The sequence below is a fragment of the Caballeronia sp. M1242 genome (genome assembly GCF_017220215.1).
Lineage (GTDB): Bacteria > Pseudomonadota > Gammaproteobacteria > Burkholderiales > Burkholderiaceae > Caballeronia.
Genome location: NZ_CP071130.1, coordinates 1,202,918 through 1,228,397, shown reverse-complemented (window position 1 = coordinate 1,228,397; position 25,480 = coordinate 1,202,918). Strand labels below are relative to the sequence as shown.

At 62.9% G+C, this 25,480-nt stretch carries 31 protein-coding genes; 11 read left to right on the top strand and 20 right to left on the bottom strand.

Features of this window, described 5'->3' with window-relative positions; genetic code table 11:
* Positions 1-592: 592 nt before the first annotated feature.
* Positions 593-1,066: a hypothetical protein gene (locus JYK05_RS19160; RefSeq protein WP_206468897.1), complete on the bottom strand. Its 474-nt coding sequence runs from the start codon at positions 1,064-1,066 to the stop codon at positions 593-595.
* Positions 1,067-1,428: 362 nt separating this feature from the next.
* Here JYK05_RS19160 and JYK05_RS19155 point away from each other — a divergent pair, with 362 nt between their 5' ends.
* Complete coding sequence (locus tag JYK05_RS19155; protein WP_206469680.1) at positions 1,429-1,764, top strand: hypothetical protein; 336 nt, start codon at positions 1,429-1,431, stop codon at positions 1,762-1,764.
* A gap of 106 nt (positions 1,765-1,870) precedes the next feature.
* Positions 1,871-2,275, top strand: coding sequence for a hypothetical protein (locus JYK05_RS19150; RefSeq protein WP_175940741.1), 405 nt, complete (start codon positions 1,871-1,873; stop codon positions 2,273-2,275).
* A 120-nt stretch (positions 2,276-2,395) separates the two neighbouring features.
* Here the strand turns inward: JYK05_RS19150 and JYK05_RS19145 are convergent, their stop codons facing one another.
* From JYK05_RS19145 to JYK05_RS19135, 3 genes are all read right to left on the bottom strand, one after another.
* The gene (locus JYK05_RS19145) at positions 2,396-2,962 is read right to left on the bottom strand and encodes a transglycosylase SLT domain-containing protein (protein ID WP_175940740.1); all 567 of its coding nucleotides are present in this window, start codon (positions 2,960-2,962) and stop codon (positions 2,396-2,398) included.
* Between the two features lie 104 nt (positions 2,963-3,066).
* A complete protein-coding gene (locus JYK05_RS19140) occupies positions 3,067-4,461 on the bottom strand; it encodes a DHA2 family efflux MFS transporter permease subunit (protein ID WP_206468896.1) in 1,395 nt (464 codons plus the stop codon).
* 105 nt (positions 4,462-4,566) lie between these two features.
* Positions 4,567-5,109, bottom strand: coding sequence for a phosphonate degradation HD-domain oxygenase (locus JYK05_RS19135; protein ID WP_206468894.1), 543 nt, complete (start codon positions 5,107-5,109; stop codon positions 4,567-4,569).
* 92 nt (positions 5,110-5,201) lie between these two features.
* Here JYK05_RS19135 and JYK05_RS19130 point away from each other — a divergent pair, with 92 nt between their 5' ends.
* Positions 5,202-5,528, top strand: a complete 327-nt coding sequence (locus JYK05_RS19130; RefSeq protein ID WP_241269954.1) for a hypothetical protein — start codon at positions 5,202-5,204, stop codon at positions 5,526-5,528.
* 67 nt (positions 5,529-5,595) lie between these two features.
* Positions 5,596-6,150 (top strand): J domain-containing protein, encoded by a 555-nt coding sequence (locus JYK05_RS19125; protein WP_206468893.1) that lies wholly within the window; start codon positions 5,596-5,598, stop codon positions 6,148-6,150.
* On the opposite strand, the gene JYK05_RS19120 is transcribed toward JYK05_RS19125, so the two are convergent.
* From JYK05_RS19120 to JYK05_RS19105, 4 genes are all read right to left on the bottom strand, one after another.
* Positions 6,147-6,395: a hypothetical protein gene (locus tag JYK05_RS19120; RefSeq protein ID WP_206468891.1), complete on the bottom strand. Its 249-nt coding sequence runs from the start codon at positions 6,393-6,395 to the stop codon at positions 6,147-6,149. The two genes, JYK05_RS19125 and JYK05_RS19120, sit on opposite strands and share 4 nt — an antisense overlap.
* A 199-nt stretch (positions 6,396-6,594) precedes the next feature.
* On the bottom strand, positions 6,595-6,966 hold the full coding sequence (locus tag JYK05_RS19115; RefSeq protein ID WP_175940734.1) for a VOC family protein: 372 nt from the start codon (positions 6,964-6,966) through the stop codon (positions 6,595-6,597).
* A 5-nt stretch (positions 6,967-6,971) separates the two neighbouring features.
* A complete protein-coding gene (locus JYK05_RS19110) occupies positions 6,972-7,280 on the bottom strand; it encodes a hypothetical protein (RefSeq protein ID WP_206468890.1) in 309 nt (102 codons plus the stop codon).
* Between the two features lie 141 nt (positions 7,281-7,421).
* The gene (locus JYK05_RS19105; RefSeq protein ID WP_206468889.1) at positions 7,422-7,631 is read right to left on the bottom strand and encodes a hypothetical protein; all 210 of its coding nucleotides are present in this window, start codon (positions 7,629-7,631) and stop codon (positions 7,422-7,424) included.
* Positions 7,632-7,879: 248 nt separating this feature from the next.
* On the opposite strand from JYK05_RS19105, the gene JYK05_RS19100 reads away from it, so the two are divergent.
* The 4 genes from JYK05_RS19100 to JYK05_RS19085 all read left to right on the top strand — a co-directional run bounded on the left by JYK05_RS19100 (position 7,880) and on the right by JYK05_RS19085 (position 11,281).
* A complete protein-coding gene (locus tag JYK05_RS19100) occupies positions 7,880-8,413 on the top strand; it encodes a DUF3280 domain-containing protein (protein WP_206468887.1) in 534 nt (177 codons plus the stop codon).
* A gap of 148 nt (positions 8,414-8,561) precedes the next feature.
* Positions 8,562-9,626, top strand: coding sequence for a beta-propeller fold lactonase family protein (locus JYK05_RS19095; RefSeq protein ID WP_206468886.1), 1,065 nt, complete (start codon positions 8,562-8,564; stop codon positions 9,624-9,626).
* Between the two features lie 110 nt (positions 9,627-9,736).
* Positions 9,737-10,147: a hypothetical protein gene (locus JYK05_RS19090; RefSeq protein WP_206468884.1), complete on the top strand. Its 411-nt coding sequence runs from the start codon at positions 9,737-9,739 to the stop codon at positions 10,145-10,147.
* Between the two features lie 93 nt (positions 10,148-10,240).
* Positions 10,241-11,281, top strand: a complete 1,041-nt coding sequence (locus JYK05_RS19085; RefSeq protein WP_206468882.1) for a sensor histidine kinase — start codon at positions 10,241-10,243, stop codon at positions 11,279-11,281.
* Here the strand turns inward: JYK05_RS19085 and JYK05_RS19080 are convergent.
* From JYK05_RS19080 to JYK05_RS19030, 11 genes are all read right to left on the bottom strand, one after another.
* Positions 11,212-11,910: a response regulator transcription factor gene (locus JYK05_RS19080; RefSeq protein WP_206468880.1), complete on the bottom strand. Its 699-nt coding sequence runs from the start codon at positions 11,908-11,910 to the stop codon at positions 11,212-11,214. The genes JYK05_RS19085 and JYK05_RS19080 overlap by 70 nt on opposite strands.
* 4 nt (positions 11,911-11,914) lie before the next feature.
* Entirely contained in the window at positions 11,915-13,102 is a 1,188-nt protein-coding gene (pqqE, locus tag JYK05_RS19075; RefSeq protein ID WP_206468878.1) for a pyrroloquinoline quinone biosynthesis protein PqqE, read from the bottom strand.
* Between the two features lie 36 nt (positions 13,103-13,138).
* On the bottom strand, positions 13,139-13,438 hold the full coding sequence (pqqD, locus tag JYK05_RS19070) for a pyrroloquinoline quinone biosynthesis peptide chaperone PqqD (protein WP_241270018.1): 300 nt from the start codon (positions 13,436-13,438) through the stop codon (positions 13,139-13,141).
* 5 nt (positions 13,439-13,443) lie between these two features.
* Entirely contained in the window at positions 13,444-14,178 is a 735-nt protein-coding gene (gene pqqC, locus JYK05_RS19065; RefSeq protein ID WP_206469676.1) for a pyrroloquinoline-quinone synthase PqqC, read from the bottom strand.
* A 45-nt stretch (positions 14,179-14,223) separates the two neighbouring features.
* On the bottom strand, positions 14,224-15,144 hold the full coding sequence (gene pqqB, locus JYK05_RS19060; protein ID WP_206468876.1) for a pyrroloquinoline quinone biosynthesis protein PqqB: 921 nt from the start codon (positions 15,142-15,144) through the stop codon (positions 14,224-14,226).
* A 31-nt stretch (positions 15,145-15,175) separates the two neighbouring features.
* Positions 15,176-15,745: a cytochrome b gene (locus JYK05_RS19055; RefSeq protein WP_206468874.1), complete on the bottom strand. Its 570-nt coding sequence runs from the start codon at positions 15,743-15,745 to the stop codon at positions 15,176-15,178.
* A 62-nt stretch (positions 15,746-15,807) separates the two neighbouring features.
* Positions 15,808-16,629, bottom strand: coding sequence for a formylmethanofuran dehydrogenase subunit C (locus JYK05_RS19050; RefSeq protein WP_206468872.1), 822 nt, complete (start codon positions 16,627-16,629; stop codon positions 15,808-15,810).
* Complete coding sequence (gene fhcD / locus JYK05_RS19045) at positions 16,626-17,567, bottom strand: formylmethanofuran--tetrahydromethanopterin N-formyltransferase (RefSeq protein WP_206469674.1); 942 nt, start codon at positions 17,565-17,567, stop codon at positions 16,626-16,628. The genes JYK05_RS19050 and fhcD overlap by 4 nt, the downstream gene beginning before the upstream one ends.
* A 5-nt stretch (positions 17,568-17,572) precedes the next feature.
* Complete coding sequence (locus JYK05_RS19040) at positions 17,573-19,282, bottom strand: formylmethanofuran dehydrogenase subunit A (protein ID WP_206468870.1); 1,710 nt, start codon at positions 19,280-19,282, stop codon at positions 17,573-17,575.
* Entirely contained in the window at positions 19,282-20,544 is a 1,263-nt protein-coding gene (locus JYK05_RS19035; protein WP_206468868.1) for a formylmethanofuran dehydrogenase, read from the bottom strand. Before JYK05_RS19035 ends, JYK05_RS19040 begins: the two co-directional genes overlap by 1 nt.
* 777 nt (positions 20,545-21,321) lie before the next feature.
* Positions 21,322-22,020 carry a HisA/HisF-related TIM barrel protein gene (locus JYK05_RS19030; RefSeq protein ID WP_206468867.1) on the bottom strand — a complete coding sequence of 233 codons (699 nt, stop codon included), beginning with the start codon at positions 22,018-22,020 and terminating at the stop codon, positions 21,322-21,324.
* 13 nt (positions 22,021-22,033) lie between these two features.
* Between JYK05_RS19030 and JYK05_RS19025 the strand changes: the two genes are divergently transcribed.
* From JYK05_RS19025 to JYK05_RS19015, 3 genes are read left to right on the top strand one after another with little or no spacing between them, the layout of a single operon-like run.
* Positions 22,034-23,065 carry an ATP-grasp domain-containing protein gene (locus JYK05_RS19025; RefSeq protein WP_206469672.1) on the top strand — a complete coding sequence of 344 codons (1,032 nt, stop codon included), beginning with the start codon at positions 22,034-22,036 and terminating at the stop codon, positions 23,063-23,065.
* Positions 23,062-24,180, top strand: a complete 1,119-nt coding sequence (locus tag JYK05_RS19020) for a hydantoinase/oxoprolinase family protein (RefSeq protein ID WP_206468866.1) — start codon at positions 23,062-23,064, stop codon at positions 24,178-24,180. The genes JYK05_RS19025 and JYK05_RS19020 overlap by 4 nt, the downstream gene beginning before the upstream one ends.
* Before the next feature lie 5 nt (positions 24,181-24,185).
* Positions 24,186-24,773, top strand: a complete 588-nt coding sequence (locus tag JYK05_RS19015) for an aspartate kinase (RefSeq protein WP_206468865.1) — start codon at positions 24,186-24,188, stop codon at positions 24,771-24,773.
* Here the strand turns inward: JYK05_RS19015 and JYK05_RS19010 are convergent.
* The gene (locus tag JYK05_RS19010; RefSeq protein WP_206468864.1) at positions 24,764-25,468 is read right to left on the bottom strand and encodes a (5-formylfuran-3-yl)methyl phosphate synthase; all 705 of its coding nucleotides are present in this window, start codon (positions 25,466-25,468) and stop codon (positions 24,764-24,766) included. The two genes, JYK05_RS19015 and JYK05_RS19010, sit on opposite strands and share 10 nt — an antisense overlap.
* Positions 25,469-25,480 lie beyond the last annotated feature (12 nt).

Here is a 25,480-nt window from a genome sequence, read left to right as displayed (position 1 = left end):
AAGCGCGCCAGTGCGGGCTGCGCGCCGCCGCTCGCATTCGATGTCCGCGGAGAGCGCGGCCGCAGTGAAGTCGACTGTGATGCCCGCCCGTTTATGCGCAGTGGAAGAGTTCGATGCATCGTCTTCGCGATCCTATGCTAAGGCAACCATTGACGTCCGATAGAAACAGCGCAACCAAAGTGAGCGTTGATGGCGTTCGCTGCACGCAACCGCGCACGAAGGAGTCTGTTTCGATTCGCCAGCCAGTGCAGCTACGATAGCGCGCCATCGTCGACGCGACTACGCAAGGGAACGGCTAACGCGTAAAGCAGGGCTGAACACTGGTGGTTGCTATAGCGTTAAGTACCTACAGGACGATTGCATGGCGGTGTGCGCTCGAACGGGTGCTTGCCCGTTCGCGACAGGCAGCAAGAGCGGCGCAGGCATCGAAACACGGCGCGAGTGTTCATCGAAGGTGTTCGTTGACGCCATGGGTTGGCGTTCGCGCAAGCGCCAATAAAAAAGCGAGCCCGCAGGCTCGCCAGATGTCACAACGCATGGGACGCTTCTGCCGACGCGCCCCATTGCGCGATGCGATTGACGCCGGCCTCCCTTACTTCTTCGCCGCGTCGACCTTCGCATCGGCAGCCGCCTTGTTCGCGTCGCTTTGTGCCTCGACTTTTTCTTTGTCGGCTTTGGCTTGCGCCACCTTGGCATCTTGCGCTGCGTCCTGCTTCTTCTTGTCGGCCTTGGACTGTGCAGCGTGCTTCTTCTTGTCGGCTTTCGCCTGTGCCTTGGCGGCATCACCGCGGGCGTCGGAGGCTTGCTCCGGCGTGGTCGCCTGCGCTACCTTCGCGGCTTCCTTGTTGGCATCGTCCTGAGCGGATGCCTTGTCCTTGTTGGCGGATGCCTGCGCCTTGGCGGCATCCTGTTGAGCATCGGTCTTCTTTCGATTGGCAGTGGACTGAGCCTCCGCCTTTTCGTGGTTGGCTTTGACTTGCGCCTTGGCGGCATCGGATGCGGCCGTTTGAGCGAAGACAGTGCTTGCGAGCAGCGTGGATGCGAGAGCGGCGACGATTTTCTTCATGATGTTCGACTCCTATGATCCTGCGTTTCTTTGGACACGCCATGATCGGCATGTGACGATGAAAACGCTGTGCCGTCGCGCGTCGTTGACCGTGATCTCGTGACAAACCGTAACCGGTGCGAGCAAATGCAACGGCGTAACAGCGGTTTCGATCACAATGCATGCCAACGTTGGAAGTCAATATAAGCTTTGTTACCACATGGCAAATTCAGTCAAGCATGTTACGTCGGTTGATTGGGAATCCGAACGAAACGAAATTTGTAATCGTTGAAATGCGCCGTTACCAACTGCTGCAGATATTTCCAAAGCGTCTGCTTAAGATGCGTCCATACACCCGGCATTCCCGGAACGGAGAAGAAGTCATGAAACGCGCAGCCCTTGTCTTGTTGATGATTGGTAGTTTGTCGATGGCCGGTCAGGCGTCCGCGCATGGGCACGGCGGCGGTCATGGCCGCGGCGGCGGCGATGGCGGCGCGATCGTCGGCGCCCTGATCGGTGGCGCGGTGCTCGGCGCTCTGGTCACGTCGGTCGTGAATGCGCAGCCAGCTTATTCGGAGCCGGTCTACGCGCAACCGGCGTACGCGCAACCAGCCTATGCGCAGCCTGCTTATGCACAACCCGCGCCGCCGGCTGGTTATTGCTACGACGGCTACCGCCGCGCTTATGTCCCGTGCGCGCCAGCCGGCTATGGCTATTGAACTGCCGCGCGCGAAGCAGATGCGGCACGTTGCTTGCGCTCAATAGATGCGGCGGGTGCGGCGGATTGGCTGCATCGGCCGGCACGCTAACTCTTGGAGACTTGCAATGAAAGCGATCAGGACGAAGCTGGTAGTTTCAGCGCTGGTGTTGGGCTTGTCGGGCGGCGTCTATGCGCAGGCAGGCGGCGGCGGTGGCGGTGCGGGCGGCGGCGGTAGCGCAGGCGGTGGTGGTGGCGCCGGAGCGGCAGGCGGGATGGGCGCGGGCGGCAATGGCTCGGCGGGAGCAGGCTCGAGCGCGTCGGGCAAGGGTGGCGGCGTCGGCATGGGCGGCACCGGCATGGGCGGTTCGAGCGACGGCACGAGCGGTACCGGCGTGAACAGCGGCATGGGCAACAACGGAGCGAACAACGGCATGGGCCAAGGCACCATGCAACGCAGTGGCCCCGGCAGCACCGGTAGCTCGAGCAGCAGAAGCCCTGGCGGCATGGCGCACGGCAACAACTCGCAGTAACAGCAGTTGAACACGACCGAAGCGGCTAGAGCCGCATCTCAGCGCGCAAGCGGGTTTTATCGCCGTGAAGTTTGCGGCATCCGCCACGCGGCGGCGCGCATGAAAAACAACTAAAAGCTATTACTGAGCAGGCGCGGACGTTGAATAGACAGCCGCTACCGGCTCAAACGTCTTGGCTCTCAGACTCACTTTCTCCGCATAAGCACGCGAACCGCCGTAGTTCTTGAGCGCGGCGTCGACATCTCCTTGCGCGGATTTCAGATAGCCATGCAGGATGGACGAGCCGATTTCGATATTCGTTTCAGGCTCCGTCAGGTCCACATTGCGCACGAGCTTCTTGTGCGCGGACGGCACCACTTGCATAAGCCCGGTTGCGTTGTTCGCACCGACGGCCGTTTCCTTGAAACGCGATTCGATTGAAATGATGGCGAGCAGCAGCGCCGGCGGCAGCGAGTATTTCGACGCGGACGCCATGACCGCGCTCGCTATCGTTTGCGCTTTCTCGCGCGCGACGCCGAACTTTCGCGTGATGACTTCCGAGATTTTGTGGCGCGCCGCGTCGAGGCGAGAGTCCTGCTGCACGACCTCTTGCGGGTTCGTGTCGCTGGCGGCGAGCGGGTCTGACTGGGCGAAGGCGGTGTTCGCGAAGGTCAGAACAAGGGCGAGGAGTAAGAATGTGCGGCGCATCGGTCTAGCAAGGAAAGCGGTGCCGCATTATATCGTCGAAAAATCTCCTTTTCGATCAGTCACTTGTCTTAAATACGAAGAATCGTTTCGATAGCCGGAAGAATTTACTTCGCGGAAGAAGCCGAGATGCCCTCGCCAGCGTCGGCGGATAGGCGCGCGAACATCGGCCACGAGGCGAGGACGAGCAACGCGGTTGCTGCGAATCCGCAAGCGAGTTGCCACCGTTCGGTCTGCGCGCCGCCGGAGACGAGCATCGTGGCCTGAATGGTTCCCGCCGCGACGGTCACGCCGAGCGCCTTCATCAATTGCTGCGCGGTGCCCTGGAACGAAGTCGCCGCCGATAGGCGCGGCTTCGGAACGTCGGCGAAGGCGAGCGCGCCCATCGTCGCGAAACTGAGCGAACGGCCGAGGCCGCCGACGAGCAGCAGCGCGAAGATGGCGCTGGCGGGCCACGCTTGCGACATCGTCGAACAGACGGCGAGCACGGCGGCGAACGAGACGCTGCCCGCGCACAGCACCGTGCGCACGGAAAAGTGCCGCAGCGCGAGCGCCGTCATCGGCCGCATGCAAAACGAGCCGAGCGCGCTCGCAAAGGTCACGAGCCCGCTCGCCGACGCGCTATAGCCGAAGCCTGTCTGCAACGTCAGCGGCACGAGAAACGGCAACGCGCCGGCACCCGCGCGAAAGAGACTGCCCGCGACGGTCGCGGCGTGGAACGTCGGAATGGAAAGCAGCGAGAAGTCGATGGCCGGATTCGGCGTCTTGCGGCAATGCACGACTGTGGCCCTGAAAAGCAGCACGCCGATGACGACGCATACCCACGGCACGCCGTCCGGCAACACGTGGCGGCCCGCGCTTTCGATCCCGACCATGAAGAGACTGAGCGACGCGCCCGAGAGCACCATGCCGCGCAGGTCCGGCGGCGTGCGCGCTTCGGGCGGCGAAGGCGGCAAGAGCTGCCACGTCAGGAGCAGGCCGGCCACTCCCACGGGCACGTTGACCCAGAAGATGCTGCGCCATGAGAGCGCGTCGGTGAGAAAGCCGCCGAGCGGCGGACCGAGAAGCGGACCGACGAGCGCGGGCATCGTCAGCCACGTCGTCGCCTGAAGCAATTCCTCGCGCTTGACGCCGCGAAACAGAATGAGCCGGCCGACGGGGACCATCATGGCGCCGCCGAGTCCCTGAACGACGCGCGCTGCGAGGAGCTGCGGCAGGTTCATCGCGGCGGCGCAGGCGATGGAAGCGAGCGTGAACGTGGCGATGGCCCACATGAAGACGCGTCGCGCGCCGAAACGGTCGGCCACCCAGCCGCTTGCGGGAATGAAGACCGTCAGCGCGACCAGATACGCGGTAATGGCGCTGCTCAGGTGGACGGCATCGACGTGCAGATCGCGGGCCATCGTCGGGATGGCGGTCGCGACGATCGTGCCGTCCATGTTCTGCATGAAGAGGGCGCTAGCGACGACGGCGGCGGTGATGCGGAAGTTGCCGCCTTTCATGACGCCCGGCTCGCGAAGACGTCCGGACGTTGCGGCCGCGTAGTTGTGATGTAATCAGCGTGCATGCACCGCAGTTTACTCGAACGGCCGTCGCACCGTTGCCCACTACGTAACGCTCGCCGCGATCCCCAAATAGTGCGAAAGAGGCGGCGTGACGCGGCTTGCGTCCTTCGCGGCGTCGTCCCAGCGTCGCAGGGTCATCGCGTCTTGCGCGTAACGCTTCGCTAGGAAAGCGCGCGCTTCGTCCGCATCGAACACGCCGCCTTGCAATTGCAGGCTGCGCACGGAATCCGCCGACAGCCGCGCGTGATACGCAGGATCCATCGCGCACAGGCAGCGTTTCGCATCCACATGAAGGCGAATCGGTTCGAGCACTGCATCGGCAAACACGGGCCGCAAGAACGGCAGCGCGTAGTACTGGTGCAGATCGTCGATGCCGCGCTCGGTCGGCGTCTCGCCTCGCACGTTCAGTAAATGCCCGAGGTCGTGCAGTAGCGCTGCGACGATCAACTCGCGACTCGCGCCTGCTTCTTCCGCGAGCCAGGCCGTCTGCAGCGCGTGCTGCAACTGGGTGACAGGTTCGCCGCTGTAGGCCATCGAACCGTGCGCATCGAAGAGATGCCGGATATCGTCGAGAGAAAGCGCCATCGTGAGTCAGTCGCCTCGGCGTATGCTAGATGGAACAAAGCCCGGCATTATCCACGCGCAATATGACGCGCTCATGGCGCAGCGAGTCAGTCATGCCGTTTCTTTTCCACCGACGCCCGGAACTCGCAGGTCTCAACCGTCGCGCGCGAAGCGACGTGCGACGCCTGGCGTGGCACTTCGCGCAGCGTCACTGGACGCTGCATGCGCCAGCCTTTGCATGGATCGTCTTCGTCGCGCTGCATACGCGCTTCGGCCTCGTGCCTGAGCCGCGCGCGTATCTGTTCGTGACGCTCGGGCTGTTCGCGGCCGCGGTGGTCGTGATTCGGCTGCATATCGCGCATTATCTGCGCGCGGCGCGCGCCATCTACGATGCCTTGGGACCGGCAAGCCTCGACTCCATCATCCGCACGCGCCGATAGGCAAGCCACGGAAAGTCCCCGTTTTTAGCGTGTTACGATGCCTTGCGTCCCTTCTCAACGACCGCACATGGCAACGTTATACGAAACGCTAGGCGTCGATGAACACGCCACCGAAGACGAGATCAAGCGTGCCTATCGCAAGGCCGCGATGCGCTGCCACCCGGATCGAAATGCCGGTCAGGAAGAGGAGGCGCGGGCCCGCTTTCAGGAAGTGAAGGAAGCGTACGCGATCCTGTCCGACCCCGCGCAACGCGAGGTGTACGACCGAACCTTCGCCGAAGAAATCGAACGCTGGGAAGCACGCATGCGCGAAGAGGAAGCGGAGCGTGAGGCGCTTTACGCGAAGCGCGTAGCGCTTGCCATGCGCTTTGCATCGCAGGGTCATAACCGCGATGTCGTGTTCGGCGTATTGCTTGGGCACGACTGCGATGAACCCACTGCGCGTCATATTGCGGAAAGCGTCGTCGCGTTGCACGAGTCACGTCAAGAACCCGCGACGAGCGAAGCGAAAGAAGAGCAGTCTGCAGAGCCTACACCCGAGAAACCAAAAGCCGACGAGCCCAACGCAGCCAACCCGCTCGGCGCGATGTGGTATCAGTTCTTCAACAATCTGCGCTTCTAGGCCGCGAGTCGTTCGGTGCGCATGTTCTCTTTGCGCGGCGCGGCGGGATAGACGCACCACTGCCCGTCGTCGTGACGGAAGAAGAACAGCGCCTTCGACGCAGTGCCTTGCATCGTCTCCACGCACACGAAACGCCGATGATCGGCTCGCGTGCGGCTGAACTGCTTGACATGGACCGGCACGCTTGCCGGCGCGAGCCATTTCTCGACCAGAAAACGAAGCGATCGTTCGTTCGCGCATTTCATCTGAAGTCTCCTGCATGCGGCGTTCGAGGCTGTATATCGGCCGAAAGCATTCGACGCTTGAGCGGTCCCATGAAAGACGCCTGCCGCAACGCACCACACTCATGACAAAGCACTTGAACTGTACGCCTGAATATCCCGTGCACGCGCAGTTTGGCGAAATAGCAACAGGAAGCGCGCGTGCCGGTCGGCAGCGCTTATATCAAAGCGGGCGCGCGAAGCTGAGTTCGTGGCCGTCGGGATCGGTAAGATGGAAATAGCGCTCGTTCCACGGCGCGTCGCGTGGTGCGAACTGAGGCTCGATACCGAGCGCCTTCACTTTGCGATAGAACGCATCGACATCAGATACATAGAAGATGATGCGGCCCCACCACGAGATGGGGCCGTGCGTTTCGCTCGTGATGTTGAGGTAAGAGTCGCCGAGCGCGAACGATGTGAACGCCTCGTTAGCGCCGCCGTGCACGATGCGAAAGCCCAGCGCCTGATAAAAGCCTACGGCCCGCGCCATGTCGTGCGTCGCGAGCGTGACTGCGCTGAGACTGACGATACGAGCATCGTCGATGGGTGTCGTCATGTAGCTCAGGAATGGTGGTGGTGCGAGACGATAGACAGCACGGACAGGTCCGGATGCGTGCCATCCACGATGCTCTTGCCGATGTGCCGCGCATCGTCTAAAGCGTCTGCGGCGGTCTTATATGCGTCGTCGCCATCGGAGTGAAAGTGAACGGCTTCTCCAGGCACGTCCGCATTCGCGCCATGAAGGCACACATGTCCGATGAAGGCGTACCGTTGCGCCGGTTCGGACCCGGGCTTTAACTGCGGAAGCACGTGGATATCGAAGCCTTCGTATTCGAAGACATGCCATTGAGTAGAGAGGTCGACGGTCATGATCGTCTCCTGTTTCGCCATGCCGGCAATCTGACCTTACTCCTCTCAACGTGAGTAATCCATTGGCGAATGCATCGATAAAGCAGTGGCGGCCCGCGTGCACGCACCCGCGCCGCCGCTGAACGTCGATCGGCATTGGCTTCAAACGATATAAGGACCGCCAACCCGTCCTTCGAAGATGGCGATATTCATCTGCCAGTCGTCGATGGCCGCGGTCGAACGGCCGTCGACAGTCGCGAGAACGGACCGTCCTCCGGCGATCTGCTGCATCTGTTGCCGCGATAGGGCGGCTTCGTTGGGGCGCGTGTTCGTGTCGAGCGTGAGGTCGGTAATGACGAGAGCGGGCTTCATGGCGTTTCTCCTGGCAGCGTGGCGTGGTGGATCGCATGGGCGGCGAGCACATCGAGTGCTCGCGCGAAATTCTGCAAAGCCTATGCCAATGCGACGCTCGAGCTCGCGTCGGCGCGCGCGCTATGGCCCTCGAGGTTCGAAGGCCGCGCTTAACCGATGCAAGGTGCACAGGAATGTTGGACAGAAGCCGACAGACCGGCGCATGCTGTTGGCTCCCGCGTCACCACGCAACGATCGAGACCAAGACCATGACATCCGTCGTCCGTATGCTGGCGTTACTCGTTCTATGTGGTCTGCCATTGAGTGGACAGGCGCAAGCTCAGCGAGCCCAACAATCCATCGCGCTGCTGGATTGCACATTGATCGACGACAACGCCGCCTATAACGATGCGGACACCAATCGCATACAGGCCGAGCGCCTCGCGATGGTCAGCAACGCACTGCGCGAACAACTGAGAGAGAAGACGCCCTTACATGTGACGGACAATGCACAGGCGAGCGATCTCATTGCAGCGCTTCAACGCGCGCAGGACGTGAGCGCCTGCAATGGCTGCGAGCTTCGCGTCGCGCGCGAACTGGGTGTATCGCGCGTCGGCGTGTGTTGGGTGCAGAAGATCAGCAACCTCATCCTCAATATCAATCTGCGCGTGGAGGACGTCGATAGCGGCGCGACGCTCTTCCAGCGTTCGGTCGATATGCGCGGCAACACGGACCAGTCGTGGCAGCGCGGCGCAAAGGCGCTCGTCGATCTGCTGACGACCGAAGCCTCCGTCATGCGTTAGGCTGCGGTCGCATGCACTATCCGCATTTCGGGAATTTCTCCCGTGTTGCAACGTTGCCTGCGCGCGGGATCCTGCGCTAAGTTGGCTGTGGGGCCGGCGTTTAATACGCCCTTAAAACGATACCAAGAACGTTCAGCCGGAGACGATCATGCATGTGAGCTTCAACGCGACGCGCCTTTCACTATCGTCGCTGTTAGCGCCTGCGCTGCTGCTTTGCGCAAGTCACGCACACGCGGCAGCGCCGCTGGCCTATGTGACGAGCGAAAGCAGCGGCGTCGGCGTGATCGATCTCGACGGCCTGTCGCTTACGAAGACCATCGACGTGGGCAAGGACGGTCCGCGTGGCCTGAGTCTCAACAGCGACGGCACGCGCCTCTACGTCGCGAACAAGTCGACGGGCGATCTGTCCGAGATCGATACGGCATCCGGCAACGTGCTGCGCCGCGCGAAGATCGGCAAGAATCCGGAGTTCGTGCGCGTGCACGGCGGCGCGGCTTATGTCACGTATGAGCCGGGCGAATCGGGCGCGCCGGGGAAACCCGGAGAGCAGCAGAAAGAAGACGATGACGCTCAATCGCCGCCCGCGGAAATCGCCATTGTCGATCTGAAGACGATGAAGGTCAGGCGTTCGGTCAAGAGCGGCCATGAGACGGAAGGCGTCGAGTTTTCGCGCGACGGCAAGCTTATACTCGTGACGAACGAGGGCGACGATACGGTATCGGTCTATCGCGCCGGCAGCGGCCAGCCCGTGCGCACGGTCAATCTGCCCAAAGGGTCGCGGCCGCGCGGCATCAAGGCATCGCCTGATGGCAAGGCTTATGTCGTTACGCTGGAGAACGCGAACAAGTTCATGGTGCTCGCGGGTAACGAGCTCAAGCCGGCGAAGACCGTCGATACGAAAGCCGGACCTTATGGCGTGTCGTTCGATCCATCGGGCAAGCGTCTTTTCGTAGCCGCATCTCGCGACAAGACGCTGCAAGTCTTTGATGCTTCCACATACGCGCACGTGAGCGACGCGCCGATTGGGCAGCGTTGCTGGCACTTCAGCTTCACGCCGGATGGCTCGAAGGTGCTGCTTGCATGCGGCCGTTCGAACGCGGTGTATGTGCTCGACGCTTCGAACTACGCGACCGTCAAGCAGATAAACGATGTACCGCTTGCATGGGGCATCGTGACGTACCCTCCGAGCGCGGGCTCCATCACCGGACGTTAAGTTCGAGCGCACAGCCGTTTCGTTTTGTGCCGCGCATCATTGCGCATTACACGTCGCGTCTCGCGGCGGGCGACTGCTAGTATCAGTTAGGCTCGCCGGCGAGGACAATCATGTGTACATTAGCCGAGGCGTTTGACACCATCAGCGATACACCCACGCGCAAGCGCGTGCTCATCGCGTCTCAGGGCGGCACGGGCAATTGCCGCTGGCTGCCTGCGTCCATAGGCAAACACGGCGAGTTGCGCTTCGACGTGTGCGAAGAAGAGGGCTTCGAGATCGACGACGAAGCCGCCGATGCAGTGCGCCTCTTCGATGCCGGCTCGCTCTCTTCCTGCGCATTGGTCGTGCATCTCGGCGCGCTCGGCGTGGGCGCGCTCGTCATGGGACCGGAATCGCCGAGCGACGCCATGCGCATGCTCGAACAACTGAAAGCGCATGCGCTAAGCCGCTTCGTGGAGAACTACTTGGCGGAACTGCGGCAGCGGCGGCCGGCCAAGGTCTATCCATTCAAGCCGCGCTGATGCGGGAAATTCTCCCGTTCATCGAAAGAAGCGCTCAAACGTGCGATGCCTACTGCGCCGCTTCCCACAGGCGTGCGTAGAATGTTTCGCGTGATGCCATCCGAGTCCTTCTCCTCGCCTGCGAAAGCGTCTTCCACTCGCACGCCGCGCTCGACGGTCGTGCGCGATCTCGCCTGCGTGCTCGCCGTCACGTTCGCCGCGGGCACCCTGTTCGCGACGTTCGACTTCAGCGAGTTCACGTATCGCTGGACGCGCAGCGCGGAGCGCTTCCAGCTCGACGAAATGCCCGCGACGCTTGTCGTGCTGGCGCTCGGCCTTGCGTGGTTCGCGTGGCGCCGCTATCGGGAAGCACAACGCGAAGCGCGGCGGCGTCGGACGTTGGAAGAGGAAGCCGAGCAACTGCTTGCGCAGAATCGCCGCCTCGCCAATCAGGCCATGTCCGCGCAGGAGAACGAGCGTCGTCATCTTGCACGCGAATTGCACGATGAACTCGGTCAATACCTGAACGCCATGTCGCTCGATGCAGCGCGCATTCGCGACCTTTCTGCGGGCCGCGAAGAGGAGATTCATCGGCTCTCTCTCGCGTTGATGCAAAGCGCGACGCATGTGTATCGCGAGATCGGCGGAATGATACGCAAGCTACGACCCATCGGGCTCGACGAATTCGGCTTGCCGACCGCGCTCGAACATTGCATCGAAGGCTGGCGCGAACGCTTGCCGCAGGCGGTGTTTTCGCTGACGGTGGAAGGCGACTTCGATCATCTGAGCGATGCGCTCAATATCACTTTGTATCGGCTGGTGCAGGAAGGGCTCACGAATATCTCGAAGTTCGCCCGCGATTCGCGTGTCGAGATCTATCTCGTGCGCACGCCGCAAGATGCGAACTCAGCCGCGGATGAAATCGTCGTCACGATGGCCGATGACGGTCCCGGCATCGACCTCACGATTCCCCGCAAGGGCCTGGGACTGGTCGGCATGCGCGAGCGTGTCGAGGCGCTCGGCGGCGAGTTCCATCTTGCAAGCAGCCCCGGCGAAGGCTTGCTCTTTTGCGCCCGCGTGCCCGCTCAAGCGGGACTGCCGTTGCCGAGCGAGCCGAACGGCGCATCGGCTGCGCCGGTGAAATCGGAGAAATGAAGACCGAGGCGGCTCGCGATTTGCGCAAGCTGCACGCCATTGTCCGCGCCGAACTTCTGGCGTATGACCGACTGATGATTCGCCACGGTCTTCTGGCTCAAACCGAGTTTCTCCGCGATGCTCGGCAACGTATAACCCTGCACCAGCAGACGCAAGACTTCGAACTCACGGGCCGATAACTGCCGTCCCGGCGGGCCTTCACGAATCGTTTCGCGCAATGCCAGCGCCTGCGATATGTCGGGACTCAGATAGCCGATGCGGCGCGCGACGGAGCGCACGGCTTCAACGAGCACGTCCGGCGCGCTGGCTTTCGTCACATAGCCGCGCGCGCCGGCATCGAGTGCGCGGCGTACGAAGATCGCTTCTTCATGCACGCTGAATATGAGCACGCGCGCCTGCGGCTCGCGTGCGAGCATGCGCCGCATCGCCTCTATGCCGCTTGCACCCGGCAATGCAAGGTCCATCACGACGACGTCCGGCTGCAACGCGCAGAACTTTTGGTAAGCCTGCGCCGCGTCCGCTGCTTCGCCCGCGACGCTCACGTGGGGGCTCAGTTCAAGCAGACGCTTGTAGCCCTCACGCACGACTGCGTGATCGTCCACCAGCAGCACGGAGATGTCGGCGGTCATGTGACTATCCTTCGTTGTCCGAATCAAGTGCGCGATGTGCCGCCGCCATGCGCCGCGAGTTCGCATCGTTGCGAAAGACGATGGGCTGTTCCGCTGGCTCTTGCCTGACCGATGCCGCGCGCACCACTTCGATGACGCGTTCATGATGCGGGGACTTGTCGCATACCGGGTCCGCGTTCGCCGGATCTTGCGTGAGCAGGTACGCCTGACAGCGGCAGCCGCCGAGGTCGATGGCTTTCTCGTCGCAGCTGCGGCACGGCTCCTTCATCCAGCCGAAGCCGCGGAAGCGGTTGAACGCATCGCTCTCATACCAGATGTCTTTGAGCGGCGTCTGCGTCACGTTGGGGAAGGTGAGGCCTGGCAAAGAGCGCGCCGTATGACACGGCAACGCGGCGCCATCCGGCGCGATGCCGAGAAACACGGAGCCCCATCCGTTCATGCAACGCTTCGGCCGACGCTCGTAGTAATCCGGCACGACGAAGAAAATCTTGCACTTGTCGCCTATCTCGCGCCGGTAACGCTCGACCACCGCTTCGGCTTCCTGCAACTGCTCCGCGGTCGGCATGAGTTGCGCGCGGTTCGCGTGCGCCCAGCCGTAGTACTGCGTGTTCGCGAGTTCGAGATACTCGGCGTCCATCGCGAGGGCCATGTCGATGATGCGGCCGATATGCGGCAGGTTATAGCGGTGCAAGACGCAATTGAGCACCATCGGGAAGCCGTGGGCCTTGATGAGATTGGCGACGCGTTTCTTCAGGTCGAAGGTCTTCGTGCTGGAGAGAAAGTCGTTCAGCTCCTGCGTCGAGTCCTGAAACGAGAGTTGAATATGATCGAGTCCCGCGTCCTTCAGCGCAGTCAGACGCTTGTCCGTGAGCCCGATGCCCGACGTGATGAGATTCGTATAGAAGCCGAGTTTGCGTGCTTCTGCGACGAGCGTTTCCAGATCGTCGCGAAGCAACGGCTCGCCGCCCGAAAAGCCGAGTTGCGCCGCGCCGAGCGCGCGCGCCTGCCGCAATGTGTCGAGCCATTGCTCGGTGTTCAACTCTTGCGTGTGTTCCGCGTAGTTCACAGGGTTGTAGCAGAAAACGCAATGCAGCGGACAGCGGTACGTCAGTTCGGCGAGCAGCCAGAGCGGCGGCGGTATGACCGCGCCTTCGTGCTCGGGCTTCGCAATGGGTTCGGAAAGATCGGTCATGCTCGTGCCTCTCTTTGTGCCTCTGCTTGTGCCTCGTTACTCCAGCCAGCCGCGCGAACGTGCGCCGGCGATGAACGCCCGCACGTCGTCGCCGAGGCCGCTTGCGTTGAACGCCTGTTCCAGATCCGCGACGAGCGCGGGAATGTCGCGTGTGCCGTCACAGCGCAAAAGAATCTGCGCGGCGCTTTGATTGAGTTTCACCATGCCTTCGGGATAAAGCAGGACGTGCGCATCCTGCGCGGGCTCCCATTGCAGGCGAAAGAGACGCTTGAGCTTCGGATGCAGTGAGTCATCCGGTGCTTCGACGGCTTCCTGAACACGCTGCGTCGGGTTCATATCGCTCATGACGGAAAGGCCTTTTCGATGGAATCCAGCATGGTCCAGAGAATATCCAGCTTGAATTGCAGAATATCGAGCGCGCGTTGTTGTTGCTCGCGTGTCGTGAAGTGAGCGAGCGTCACTTCGAGACCATGTTCGACATCGCGCTGCGCGAGCGACACACGCGAGCGAAAATAAGCGAGACCATCGGCTTCGATCCACTTGTAATGCTCGGGCCATGTCGCCAGGCGATCCTTGTGAATCTGCGGCGCGAACATCTCAGTCAACGACGAGCACACCGATTCCTGCCACGGCGCGCGCCGCGCGAAGTTCACGTAAGCGTCGACGGCAAAGCGCACGCCGGGCGTGACGAGCCGAAGTGACCACAGATCGTCGCGCGAGAGACCCACTGCATCGCCCAGTCGCGCCCATGCTTCGATGCCGCCCGGCTGATCTTCATAGCCGTCGTGATCGAGAATGCGCAGTACCCAACGGCGGCGCGTCTCGCGGTCCGGGCAGTTGGACATGACCGCCGCGTCCTTCAGCGGAATGTTGATCTGATAGTAGAAGCGGTTAGCGACCCAGCCGCGAATCTGCTCTGGCGAACATCCACCGCCATTCATCTTCACATTGAACGGATGATGGATGTGGTACGCCGTGCCTTTCGCGCGCAGTTGTTCCTCGAACTGTTCGCGCGTCCACGCTGGCTCCGCGGTCTTCACTGCGGTGAAGTGCGGGCCGGTCGTGGGATTGAGCATCGGCGTGAACGGGTGGTCAGACATTCATCGTTCTCCAGGGATTCTTCATAGCTCGAAGCTCATGCCGTCGTGCGCCACTTCGATGCCATGCTCCGACAGCATGCGGCGTTCGGGACCATCTTCGATGAGAATCGGGTTCGTGTTGTTGATATGGATTAGCACTTTGCGCATTCCCGCGCGCGCGATCGAATCGAGCACCTCGATCATGCCGCCTGCGCCGCTCTGAGCGAGATGACCCATGTCGGCGCCGGTCTTCTTCGTCAGGCCCAGACGAATCATTTCGTCGTCGGTCCAGACCGTGCCGTCGATCAGCAAGAGGTCGGCCCCGCGCATCGCCTCGAGCACCTGCGGTTCGATCGCGCCTAGCCCCGGCGCATAGAACGCCCGCTTGCCCGTTGCGCTGTTCGTGAACACGAGGCCAATGTTGTCGCCCACTTCGGGCGCTTCCCGATGCGGCGAGTAAGGCGGCGCCTTGCTCGAAAGCGGTAGCGCTTTTATCTGCACGCGCGGCAGTTCCGGCACGCTCAACGCGGCCCCGTCCAGCGCGATGCGCCGATGTTCGACGCCGCAGTAATGCGAGAGAATCGACGTGACCGGAAAACCCGTCGAGAGGTCTTGCCACACGGCGTCGGTCGCATAGAGCGGCAAGGGCGTGCCGCGTTCGCGCAGCATCAGAAGACCGGTGACATGATCGATCTGCGCGTCCATCACGATGACCGCTGCGATGCCCGTATCGCGCACGCGACGCGCGGGCTGCAACTCCGGATTCGCCGCGATTTGCGCGAGTATGTCGGGGGAAGCATTGACGAGCAGCCAGTCCTCGCCGTTATCGCTGATGGCAATGGAGGACTGCGTGCGCGCCCGCGCCGCTATCGTGCCGCGACGCACGCCGTCGCAATTGCGGCAGTTGCAGTTCCATTGCGGGAATCCGCCGCCTGCCGACGAGCCCAGCACACGAATCTTCATAAGCCAGCCTCGCTGACCTGCATCACGGCGCTCATGGCCACATTCTCCTTAACAGTCCGTCCTTGTCGATCAGTTGATGTTTCATCGCGCCCAGAAAATGCAGCGCGATCAGCACGGCCATGATCCACGCCAGATAAACGTGGATGCCGAAGAACAGTTCCCGCATGCCCTTGTCGTCCCATCCCCATTGCGGCAACGGCACGCCCCAAAAGCGCGTGCCGTACTTGTTGAACGACGAGCCGAGGTAACCGGTCAGCGGCATCGCGATCATGCCAACGTATAAAAGACCCTGCGTGGTGCTCGCGGCGGCGCGTTGCCACGCTCCCATCGGCGGCAGAGGCGGGCGGCCATAGGCCAGGCGTACCAGGATGCGGATCAGCACCAGCAGGAAAACCGTCATGCCGAGCGACTTGTGGAAGTTGATGAGCGCCGACTTGAACGGCAGCCCGCGCGGCAGGCCGACCATGTAGAAGCCGATGCACAACATCGCGATAATGGCGGCTGCGATGATCCAGTGCAGCGCGACGAGAGGACGCGCGAAGCGATCGTTCGCCGCGACCGCCTTGCCGTGCGCCGCAGCGGGAATTCGTGCAGCGGTCATGGCGCGCCTCCTTCGTCAAAGGGCAATCATCCGCGGGATAGAAGTCCATTGTTCTCGTCTGTTCACGAATTGGCGATCAGCAATTCCCCCCGTCCGTCCACGGCGAGATCGCCCGCATAGCGCGTCGGCATCATGCTGTCGGCGAGCGTCGCAAAGAGCGGCATCTCGCGCGCGAGCATGCGGGTCAGCAGCCGCCAGAAGACGTCGAAGCCACGGCCGCCTTCGACGAAAGTCGGTGCGATGCGTCGCGGTGCCTTCAATAGTACGACCGTGCCGCGTCGCATGCCATAACCGAGATGCGCGCCCGTTTCGCCCGCGATGCAAAGCGTCCCCGCCACGAGCCGCGATGCCGCGAAATCGCCCGCATTGCCGCCGACCAGCACAGTGCCGCGCCGCATGCGGTCTGCAAGACGCGCGCCTGCATCGCCGTGGACGATCAAAACGCCGCCGCGCATGCCCTCCATGTCGCCGGGCAGCGCGCCCGCTGCGAAATCGCCGACATGTCCGCGCACCGTCATGCGGCCGCCTTGCATTTCGCATGCGGTAAAGCGGCCCGCATTGCCGTCGATATGCAGCTCGCCGCCGCTCATGCCGATGCCCGCGTAGTCGCCTGCTTCGCCGTGCACGAAAAGCGAACCGGCATCGAGCGAGGCTCCGATGCGGTCGAGCCAGGCAACATCGCCTTCGATTCGAAGCGTTGGCGCTTCGCTCTGCGTTCTGCTGATGTCGAACAGATCGGCTATCGCGCACTGTTCGCCGTGCCCTTGCAATATGAATCCCGCGACTTCGCTATCTTCCAAGCGACCGAGTGCGCAAGGAAGTAACTTCGACGCATCGACGCGAAAGCCTGGCGCACTTTTTACACGAAGTGTGATGGCGCTCATGCATGGCTCCCATCGATGCCGGCTGCGAGTTCATGCAGCTTGAAGTGATACGGCCCGAGCTTGCCGCCGTAATTGCCCGCCGATATGCGCAGCATGCCGCCCGCTCGCCCGATGGCAGTCGCGGCCGCGATGCCGGCAGTCATCGCGGCGCGCACATCCGCATCGGTCAGACCGTCGATCACGATTTCGAGCACGCATGCGACCTCGGGCGTGAGCTCGCTCTTCCTCGACAAGCCGACGAGCGTGGGGCAGAACGCATCGTTCGTGGAGGCGGTCGCGCCCGCGTATTTCGAGCCGATCTTGGAGCCGGAGCGCACGACGCCGCCCGGAAACGGCGTGATGATGTCCGGCAGCGCGTGCATGGCGGCAACGGCGGCTTCGGCGGCGTGCAATGCGCTGTCGAGATCGCGCGCCAGGAACAGCAGATTGCCGCCGCCCACGGCCTTCACGGTAGCCGTAAATTCCTCGCAGACGAATTCGCCGTCCATCACGGGCACGCGCCAGTAGCGCGTCGCGCCGAGCACTTTCGATATCTGAAAGCCGTCGCCGAAGAAGCGCAGTCCCGCGCCGAGCGGTGCGTTGTCGGAGAGCGGCGCGCGGCTCGTTGCCGGATCGATGCCGCCATAGACTGCCGTGGTCGGGCACGTGAGCACGCATTGCCCGACGCGCCGCGCGACTTGCTTCGCCAGTTCTTTCGACGACACGGCAAAGATCAGCACCGAGATGCCCGGCCTGCCATCGGGCGTTTCATCGGCTGTGAGATCGCGTTCTATGCCCGCTTCGCATCCGCAATCGATCACGGATGTCGCAAAGCCCGTCAGCGAATTGGCGGCGTGACGCGCCCATGTCGGCGTATGCGCGGTAATGACGAGGCGCGTCGCCTTCATCGGGAACGCTTCGGCGAAGGTGTCGTCGATCTCCGTGTCGTTGATGTGCATGGCGGTCATGGTTGTGCGTTCCCGCGCGTGGCGAAGCACGCGACCGGCAACAGCCGGCCGCCGTTGCAGCATGCGCAGATCTCGTCGTCGCTGATGGCTGCATTCTCGAAGCGCGCCGCAAGGTTGGCTTCGGTGAAAGCGCGCACGCGCGCTTCGATGGAACGGTCATAGTCCGGCTGCACGTAGTGGATGCCGCCTGTCGGTACGTTCAAAAGTGTGCCATCGCGCGCGATTAATTCGCCATCCTTAAAAACATAGGCGGGTGACGTGAACATGCGCTCGCGGTCCGCATCCTCGCGATAAACGGCAATGTCCGCTGCTGCGCCGACTCCGAGATGCCCGCGATCCATCAGCCCGAGCAACCGCGCGGGTCCGGCGCGCGTGATGATGGCGATCTCGTAGAGCGAGAACTCGCGAGTGAGTTCACCGAGCGCGGTCGCGGTCTTCGCATCGGCGTGCAGCTTGTCGAGTTGCTCGTCGCGAAAGGACTTGTCCATTAGAAGCCGAATGAGATGCGGGTAACTCGTGAACGGACCGCCGTTCGGATGATCGGTCGTCATTGATACGCGCCACGGATCGTCCACGAGCAGAAAGATTTCCAGCCCGATGATCCATTGCAGCGCGTTCACGAAGCTCTGCTCGCGATACCGGAAGGGCAGCACGCCACAGCCGCCATCGCATTCGATATCGCCGAGTATCCATTTACGCGGTCGAGCGAGCGGCGCATTGCGGAACTGCATCATCGTGTCGCCGGAAGCGGTGACGGTCTGACCGAATATGATCTGTCCGACATCGATCGTCACATTGGGACGCGCGTTGACCGCTTCAGCAATGGCGCGCGCGCCGGATGAAAACTTGCGCGGCCCTTCGGTGCCGTAGCTGTGGAACTGGATGTGCGTGAGATGCACGGGCAGGCCTTCTGCCGCATCCATCGTCGCGATGGTCGAATCGACGTTGCCGGGCACGCCGAGATTGCTCGCGTGCACATGCAACGGATGCGGCACGCGCAAGTCGGTGAGCGCGCGCGTGAGTGTCTTCAGCACGTCACGCGGGGTGATGCCGTAATGCACGTGTGCTTCGTCGAGATCCAGCGAACGCTGATTGAACTTGAAAGCGGATATGCCGCCGGGGTTCACTACTTTGACGCCGAGCGCCTTGCTCGCGTTGATGGTCCAGCCGACGTAATCGCGCATGCGTTTGTAGTCTTCGCGCGCCGCCAGCATCTGCAGGAACAGTTCGTCGTTGCCCATCATCACATAGGCGCCGTGATCGATTATCGGCGTATCGCCCATTTCGAGGTGAGTATGACGCGCGTTCGAGGCGATCATCGCGGGCTCGAATGCAGCCGTATAGCCCATTTCCGCGTAACGATATCCGGTGGCGAGCGTGCCCGGCGCGCATGTGCCGCAGGAAGGCAGACGCATGTAGCGGCCTTCGTCGGGCCTGTTCGGCACGGCGCGCGGATCGTCGCGATGATCCTCCGGCAAGAGCAGTCGCGAGAGATTGGTCTTGCCGCCGCCGATATGCGAGTGCAGATCGATCCCGCCCGCCATGATCACCATGCCGCTCGCATCGAAGTCGCGTTCAGGCGGAATGTCGTGACTGTTCAGACCATCCACGATACGGCCGTCGCGGATCGTGATGTCGCGCTGTTCGCCGTTGATCCCGTTCGTCGGATCATAGACGGTGCCGCCTCTCAGTCGCGCCGTGCTCACTATGTTCTCCTTGCGCGTATCGACTGCACGAGTTCACTCGCGATGGCGGCCACGGTGGGCAATGCCGTATCGCGTGCAGGCACGAGCGGCGCGACCACCGATGTATCCATGCGAAAGAGATGTCCGCTGCTATCGACGCCGGGTGTCGCAACGGGAATGAACACGGTGGGCGCGCTGCGTTCGACGAGCGCGGTGGCGGGATGCGCGAGGATGATGGCGGGAATATCGTCGGCGAGTGCATCGGGCATCGGCTCGGGACCGAAGCTCGATACCCATAGCAGGGCGTCGGCCTCCCGCCTGTGCAAAAGCGTCTGCGTGCGATAGCGATACGGATCGTGATCGAGCGGCATTCCCACGGTGACGCGCGTTCGGAGCGGAAAGCCGGAGAGCCACGTGACCGTCTGATTGACCGAGAGCGCGCCGTCGTCCCCGGTCAATGCAAGCACGCCTGCGCGCGCGGTGCGATTCAGCGTCTTCACGATTCGGTGTAGCGCTTCGATCGCGAGCGCCGTGTGCGGGTGTGGCAATGCGGCGGGTTCATAGACGACCGCGGTGTAGTGGGCCGTGTGGATGCGATCGGTCAGCGCCTGCAAATTGCGGGCCGTTTCTGCGTCTGCGAACGCATCGGGCTTGCGATCTTCGACGAGCGCGGACCAGAGGGCGAGCGTATCGAAGGGATCGACATCGCGCAGCAATGTCTCGCCGTGCGGGGCGGCCGTATCGACATCGCATCCGATGAAGACGATCTTCTTCTCGCGCTGCGCGGTTTGCAGCCGCTCATAGAAGCGCGGATAACGGCGCGAGGGTTCGCACACGAACACGATGATGAGATCGGCGCGTGAACGCACTTCCGATAGCGTGGTGAAGAGCGCGCCCCGGTCTTGCAGCGCGAGCGTGGCCGCGGCGAGCGAATCGCCGTGCATGTGATCGAGGATGGCGCCGCTGTGAGCCGCGAGTTCGTAGAGCGCGCGTGCGCCGGCGACGTCGGTGGCGAGGCCGCCGAAGAGCGGGCGGCGGGCTTTCGTCAGTATGTCTGCAGCGCGCGAGATTGCTGTTGGTACGTCGGTTTGAGTTGCGTTGACCTTTGGCTGTGCGTTTGCCGTTCCGGCGTTGATGCTCGCGAGTGAGTTCGCTAGCCGCGGACATGAAGTGTTCGTTGCGCTCAGGCGCGCGTCGGCTGTGACGTCCAGCGCGATGTCGTCGCATAAGAGCGGGCAGAATGGACACGTCCAGTGGGATTTTGCTGGCGCTGGTTTCGGCATGGTGCGCGGGTGTTTGCAAGGTCTATGCCGAGGGTCTTCTCTTTGCTCGCGCTTGTCTTTTCGTGGAACTTGATTTCGCGTCGGTCTATTAGTGTTGCCCCTCCCCGGGGCGGGGGTTACTTTCTTTGCTGCTGCAAAGAAAGTAACCAAAGAAAGCAGCTTTTGTGGGCCCGCAGCAGCAAGAGCGTGGTCACTTCGCAGAAGAGCATTGGCACTCAGCTTGAATCAACCTTGAATCACCTTCCGCGCCCACTGAGCGCCACGTCCTCCGAGCCCCTTGGCTCGTCAACACCACACCCCGTTCAGCGCTTCGCGCTTCAGATCGCGCACTGTGCCGCGCAAGAGTCCGTTGAGACGTCGTTTCCCAATATGACTAGACCAACGCATGAGAAGCACGCACAGCGCTGCAAGCGTTCGGTGTTAACGAGCCAAGGGGCTCGGAGGACGTGGCGCTCAGCGGGCGTGGAAGGTGATTCAAGGCTGTCTATTGACTGAGTGCCACGGTCTCTCTACAGAGTGACCACACTGTTAATGCTGCGGGCCAAAGAAAAGCTGCTTTCTTTGGTTACTTTCTTTGCAGCAGCAAAGAAAGTGACCCCCGCCCCGGGGAGGGGCAACGCCAATAGACCGACACGAACACAAGTTCAACGCAAAAAAACCGACGCAGAAGAAAGACATATGAAACACACTGTCACGCCCGAGCGGCAGCTCATGGACCACAACACCGAACCAATGCCATTGGCACAAATATTGAGTCCCGGAGAAGCGAACGCCAAACTAAACCGTCCGATCATGAATCGCAGAAGCAACGAGCCACCCGTGCGCGCCGCGCAACCCGACCTGCGTGAGGTCGTCGCGATCCCGCACCCCTCCCGCGCCGATCAAAGAGCGCTCACCGGCCAAAGCCCGCACGGCATCGAACGTATCGAAGTCCGGCCCGGCCTTGGCACCGACATGATCCAGCGTCATCACAATGACGCGCGAAGGCCACCACGCGCTATCGCCGTCGAGCGCACCCAGCGCGCGCCCGCCGCGAAAGTCGAGCGAGAGAATCGGTTCATAGCCGGCGGCGCTCGCTTCGGCAATCGCGCCTGCGTCGAGCAAGGTCTCCGTGCCGAACACGGGCACGAGCGTCGCAACCGCAGCGCATGGCTTCACGTTCACGATGCGATCGAACAACGCGCGCATCGACGCGAAATCGCGAAAGCCCGCATCGAGCCAGATAGCGACGCCATCGCCGAGCGTCTCCCGCAGCGCCGCCAGCGTGTCGATATGCGCGCCGCGCCCGAGAATCGCGCCGAGATCGGCCACGTATAGCGTGCGAGCGCCGGTCGCGGCCAGCAACGCACGGGCGACCTCCAGAGGTTCGCTCGTCGCGCACAACGAAGACTGAATCGGCCGGTAGCGCGAACGCTCGCCGCGCACTGCGCGCACCGCGTGGCCGTCGAGCAGATCGAGAACGGGTATCACCTGCATGGATGGCTTCCCCTTGACCAGAATATTCGTGTTCGAGTATCTCACCGGCGGCGGCATCGAACCGGATGTCGCGAGCGCAAGCACGCTCGCGGATCTCAGCGCGCTCATCGTCGAAGGACGCGTCATGCGCGACGCCATCGCTGCCGACTTGCGCGCGCTCGAAGGCGTCGATGTCACCGTCGCCACGTCGCGCTTCGAACTGATGAGCAAGGATCACGCGCATGCGCGCCCGCTGCCCGGCGAGTCGATCACGCGCTTCGTCTCACGCATCGCGCGCGAGCACGACTATGCCATCATCATCGCGCCGGAATGCGACGGCCTGTTGTTGCAGTTGCACGATGCCGTCGGCGCCGCGCGCTGGCTCGGCTGCGCGAAAGAAGCCATACGCACGGCCTCGAGCAAGAGCGCGACAGCCGCATGCCTCGCCGCACACGACATCCCCGTGACGCCCGCGCTCGAACCCGAGCAAGCGGTCGCCGCACAGGGACGCCGCTGGGTCGTGAAGCCGGATGACGGCGCGGGCGGCCTCGATACGTATGTCTACGATCGACTCGACGCAGCCCGCGAAGAACACGAAGCGCGCGCTGCGGCAGGACGCAATCCCGTTCTGCAAGAATGGGTCGATGGCGAACCGCTCAGTCTTTCGCTTCTTTGCGATGACGCGGGCGCGCGGCTCTTGTCCATCAACCATCAACGTATCGCGCTTTCGGAAGCGGCGCAGTCGAAGCGCCGCGAATGCGTCGTACAGTTCGACGGCGTCGATGTGAATACCGTTGCGCGCAACGGCGAGCGAGGGCGCGTGCTCGAAAGACTCGCGCAGCGCGTGGCTCATGCGCTTCCCGGCTTGCGCGGGTTCGCGGGCATCGACCTCGTATGGCACCCGCGACGCGGACCGGTGGTTATCGAAATCAATCCCCGCCTGACGATGGCCTATGCCGAGCTCAGCAGAACACGGAACATCGCGGCCGACTTGCTCGCGGCGCATGGTGTACCGGGCTTCGAACAACGTGAGTCATCTTTGCGCGCATGCGGAGCGTCGTCATGACGACGCGTGCGGGCGGCGCGCCGGTCTTCGGCTGGGACGTGGGCGGCGCGCATGTGAAGGTGTGCCTCGCGACGGCGGGCGCGCCGGTCGATGTCGCGCAATGGGCGTGTCCGTTGTGGCAAGGCATCGCGCATCTTGAGCGAACGGTCGATAGCGTGTTCGAACGCTGGCCGCAAGCCGCCGACGCCACCGCGCGCCACGCGGTCACCATGACCGGCGAAATGGTCGATCTCTTTGCGGACCGCGCAGAAGGCGTGCGCACGCTGACCCGCATGCTCGCGCAACGGCTCGGGCCGCGCACGGTCTTTTACGGCGGCAAGGCGAACTGGCTCGCGCGTTCCGCGTGCCGCGACGGCTGGCGCAAGATCGCATCGGCGAACTGGTTCGCCACTGCTGAATACGTCGCGACGCGCTTGCCTCATGCCTTGCTCGTCGATATCGGCAGCACGACCACGGACATCATTCCGATCGTCGCGGGCCAGGTCGCCGCACGCGGCATGAACGATGCACAGCGTCTCATGAGCGGCGAGCTCGTGTATCAAGGCGTCGTTCGCACGCCGTTGTGCGGCGTCGCGCATCGCATCGCATTCAGGGGCGAAACCACGGGCGTGATGAACGAGTGGTTCGCGACGACAGCGGACGTGTATCGCCTGACCGGCGAGTTGTGGGCCGAGCATGATCAGCATCCGAGCGCGGACAACGGCCCGAAGACGGAAGCCGCGAGCCGTGCCCGTATCGCACGAATGATCGGACGTGACGCGTGCGATGCAAGCCCCGATGAATGGCGGCGATTCGCGCTCGCATGGCGGCGCGAACAGTTGCGCGTGCTCGAAGCGAATCTCGCTCGCGTGAGCGCGCAGCACGAGTCGTTGGCAAGGGCGCCTATCGTCGGCGCGGGATGCGGGCGCTTCCTGGCCGCCGCGCTGGCGCAACGGGAGGCGCGCAGCTACGTGGATTTCGCGCGGCTTGCTGGAGTCGCGTCGGACGATGCCGGGCAATACGAATGGGCTTCGACGTGCGCGCCGAGCGTGGCGGTCGCGCTGCTGGCTTCGTCGCCCGTAACGGATATGAATACGGGCGGCGCGAACGAGGCGGTCAATCTCGAACGAGGATAACGGGCATGTGGGTGATCAAAATCGGCGGAAGCCTGAGCCATGATCCCGTGCTGCGCGAGTGGCTCACGCGGCTCTGGGAACTGGGCGGCGGGCGTGTCGTGATCGTGCCTGGCGGCGGCGATTTCGCGGATGCGGTGCGGCAATATCAGCGCGAATGGCGCTTCGACGACCTCGCCGCGCACAACATGTGTCTGCTCGCGATGACCCAATACGCGATTCTCATGCAAGGCGTGCTGCCCGAGCTCGTGCTCGCCTCGAATGAAGAACGCATTCGGCGCGCGTTGCGCGATGGCCAGGTGGCCGTATGGGTGCCGACCGATCTGATGCGCACCACGCCCGACTCGATGACCAACTGGGACACGACATCCGACAGTCTCGCCGCGTGGCTTTCGACCACGCTCAATGCCGAGCGTCTGATGATCGTGAAGTCGTGCGCGATCGAAGCGCATGCGCCGCTCGAAGCGCTCGCCGCAAGCGGCATTATCGACAGACGTTTTCCGGCCTACGTGAAAGACGCGAATTATCTGGTGGAAGTGTTCAGCAAGAGCGATGCGTCGGTTATGCGCGAGCGGCTGCTCGCATTTCACGCGTGAGCGGTCATGCGCTCGCCATGCAGCGCCCGCGACCACTGACGCACACGGGATGCATCGAGCTGCCCCGTGCGTCCATCGCGCTCGTCGCATAGCGCGCCTCTGAAGCCCGCGATATCCGGTGCAAGCGCGCGTATCCGTTCGAGATCGCGCCAGCCTAGCGATCCTGCGATGGCCGTCATCATGCCGCGTGACCTCGCTTGCGAAAGGCAGGTGGCGAGCGTCGCCGTATCGACGCAATCGAACAGCGTGCGGCCGTCTTTGTTCTCCGTATCGAAGACGATCGCGACGAAGCCGAGTTGCGCGGCGAATGTAATCAGCGAACGCTCTATGCCGTCGTCCGAAAGCAGCACCGGCACGACCGTCGCCGGCAAGGACGCCAGATGACGCAAGCACGCCGCGGCGCGTGGACCCGGCGCGACGCCGACCTTCACGTAATCGACGCCCGTGCTCGCAACGTCCAGCACGCGGCTCGTCATTTCATCGAGCGCGTCGTTCGGCAAGTCTCCAATCGTCGCGCTGATGGGCCGAACCGCGTACCGCGCCCGCAATGCGCGCACGATGCGCTTTATGTCGTCCGTCGCGACGCCGCCCAGCGCGCCCGCGCGCGGTTCCTTCAGATCGATGACATCCGCGCCGGCTTGCGCGGCATCGAGCGCTTCATCCACCGAGCGGACGCTTGCCAGCAATGCGGTCATGGTCGAACTCCG

Excerpts from the sequence above, each read along its gene's own strand:
- JYK05_RS19160 (WP_206468897.1), bottom strand. The coding sequence starts at position 1,066 with ATGAAGAAAATCGTCGCCGCTCTCGCATCCACGCTGCTCGCAAGCACT.
- JYK05_RS19155 (WP_206469680.1), top strand. The coding sequence starts at position 1,429 with ATGAAACGCGCAGCCCTTGTCTTGTTGATGATTGGTAGTTTGTCGATG.
- JYK05_RS19150 (WP_175940741.1), top strand. The coding sequence starts at position 1,871 with ATGAAAGCGATCAGGACGAAGCTGGTAGTTTCAGCGCTGGTGTTGGGC.
- JYK05_RS19145 (WP_175940740.1), bottom strand. The coding sequence starts at position 2,962 with ATGCGCCGCACATTCTTACTCCTCGCCCTTGTTCTGACCTTCGCGAAC.
- JYK05_RS19140 (WP_206468896.1), bottom strand. The coding sequence starts at position 4,461 with ATGAAAGGCGGCAACTTCCGCATCACCGCCGCCGTCGTCGCTAGCGCC.
- JYK05_RS19135 (WP_206468894.1), bottom strand. The coding sequence starts at position 5,109 with ATGGCGCTTTCTCTCGACGATATCCGGCATCTCTTCGATGCGCACGGT.
- JYK05_RS19130 (WP_241269954.1), top strand. The coding sequence starts at position 5,202 with ATGCCGTTTCTTTTCCACCGACGCCCGGAACTCGCAGGTCTCAACCGT.
- JYK05_RS19125 (WP_206468893.1), top strand. The coding sequence starts at position 5,596 with ATGGCAACGTTATACGAAACGCTAGGCGTCGATGAACACGCCACCGAA.
- JYK05_RS19120 (WP_206468891.1), bottom strand. The coding sequence starts at position 6,395 with ATGAAATGCGCGAACGAACGATCGCTTCGTTTTCTGGTCGAGAAATGG.
- JYK05_RS19115 (WP_175940734.1), bottom strand. The coding sequence starts at position 6,966 with ATGACGACACCCATCGACGATGCTCGTATCGTCAGTCTCAGCGCAGTC.
- JYK05_RS19110 (WP_206468890.1), bottom strand. The coding sequence starts at position 7,280 with ATGACCGTCGACCTCTCTACTCAATGGCATGTCTTCGAATACGAAGGC.
- JYK05_RS19105 (WP_206468889.1), bottom strand. The coding sequence starts at position 7,631 with ATGAAGCCCGCTCTCGTCATTACCGACCTCACGCTCGACACGAACACG.
- JYK05_RS19100 (WP_206468887.1), top strand. The coding sequence starts at position 7,880 with ATGACATCCGTCGTCCGTATGCTGGCGTTACTCGTTCTATGTGGTCTG.
- JYK05_RS19095 (WP_206468886.1), top strand. The coding sequence starts at position 8,562 with ATGCATGTGAGCTTCAACGCGACGCGCCTTTCACTATCGTCGCTGTTA.
- JYK05_RS19090 (WP_206468884.1), top strand. The coding sequence starts at position 9,737 with ATGTGTACATTAGCCGAGGCGTTTGACACCATCAGCGATACACCCACG.
- JYK05_RS19085 (WP_206468882.1), top strand. The coding sequence starts at position 10,241 with ATGCCATCCGAGTCCTTCTCCTCGCCTGCGAAAGCGTCTTCCACTCGC.
- JYK05_RS19080 (WP_206468880.1), bottom strand. The coding sequence starts at position 11,910 with ATGACCGCCGACATCTCCGTGCTGCTGGTGGACGATCACGCAGTCGTG.
- pqqE (WP_206468878.1), bottom strand. The coding sequence starts at position 13,102 with ATGACCGATCTTTCCGAACCCATTGCGAAGCCCGAGCACGAAGGCGCG.
- pqqD (WP_241270018.1), bottom strand. The coding sequence starts at position 13,438 with ATGAACCCGACGCAGCGTGTTCAGGAAGCCGTCGAAGCACCGGATGAC.
- pqqC (WP_206469676.1), bottom strand. The coding sequence starts at position 14,178 with ATGCTCAATCCCACGACCGGCCCGCACTTCACCGCAGTGAAGACCGCG.
- pqqB (WP_206468876.1), bottom strand. The coding sequence starts at position 15,144 with ATGAAGATTCGTGTGCTGGGCTCGTCGGCAGGCGGCGGATTCCCGCAA.
- JYK05_RS19055 (WP_206468874.1), bottom strand. The coding sequence starts at position 15,745 with ATGACCGCTGCACGAATTCCCGCTGCGGCGCACGGCAAGGCGGTCGCG.
- JYK05_RS19050 (WP_206468872.1), bottom strand. The coding sequence starts at position 16,629 with ATGAGCGCCATCACACTTCGTGTAAAAAGTGCGCCAGGCTTTCGCGTC.
- fhcD (WP_206469674.1), bottom strand. The coding sequence starts at position 17,567 with ATGCACATCAACGACACGGAGATCGACGACACCTTCGCCGAAGCGTTC.
- JYK05_RS19035 (WP_206468868.1), bottom strand. The coding sequence starts at position 20,544 with ATGCCGAAACCAGCGCCAGCAAAATCCCACTGGACGTGTCCATTCTGC.
- JYK05_RS19030 (WP_206468867.1), bottom strand. The coding sequence starts at position 22,020 with ATGCAGGTGATACCCGTTCTCGATCTGCTCGACGGCCACGCGGTGCGC.
- JYK05_RS19020 (WP_206468866.1), top strand. The coding sequence starts at position 23,062 with ATGACGACGCGTGCGGGCGGCGCGCCGGTCTTCGGCTGGGACGTGGGC.
- JYK05_RS19015 (WP_206468865.1), top strand. The coding sequence starts at position 24,186 with ATGTGGGTGATCAAAATCGGCGGAAGCCTGAGCCATGATCCCGTGCTG.
- JYK05_RS19010 (WP_206468864.1), bottom strand. The coding sequence starts at position 25,468 with ATGACCGCATTGCTGGCAAGCGTCCGCTCGGTGGATGAAGCGCTCGAT.